1 protein-coding gene is annotated in these 623 nt (G+C 52.3%); it reads left to right on the forward strand.

Features of this window, described 5'->3' with window-relative positions; genetic code table 11:
* A partial coding sequence (locus ACTHUM_RS17450) for an NAD(P)/FAD-dependent oxidoreductase (protein ID WP_440403618.1) occupies positions 1 to 623 on the forward strand: 623 nt, incomplete at both ends.

Here is a 623-nt window from a genome sequence, read left to right on the forward strand (position 1 = left end):
AAATATGGGCGTGGAAATCTATCCGGGCTTTGCCGCTGCCCAAGTGCTGTATCACGAAGACGGTTCGGTCAAAGGTATTGCGACCGGCAATATGGGTGTGGGCAAAGACGGCGAACCGACCGATTCATTCCAGCCAGGCATGGAGCTTTGGGCGCAGCAAACCCTGTTTGCCGAAGGCTGTCGCGGCTCGCTTTCCAAACAAGTCATCGAACGTTTCCAACTCGACCAAAACAGCGAGCCGCAAACTTACGGCTTGGGCATTAAAGAAATTTGGGAAGTGCCGTCTGAAAAACATCAGCCCGGTTTGGTTATGCACAGCGCAGGCTGGCCGTTGGACAGCAAAACCTATGGCGGATCGTTTATTTATCATTTTGACGAAAACAAAGTCGCTGTCGGCTTTGTGGTCGGCTTGGATTATCAAAACCCTTATCTGTCGCCGTTTGAAGAGTTCCAACGTTTCAAAACCCATCCTGAAATCCGCAAAACCTTCGAAGGCGGTCGCCGTATCGCTTATGGTGCGCGTTCGCTGATTGAAGGCGGTTTGCAAAGCCTGCCGAAACTCTCGTTCAGAGGCGGCGTTTTGGTCGGCGATGCCGCAGGTTTACTGAATATGCCGCGCATCA

The sequence above is a fragment of the Neisseria sp. P0021.S006 genome (genome assembly GCF_051956895.1).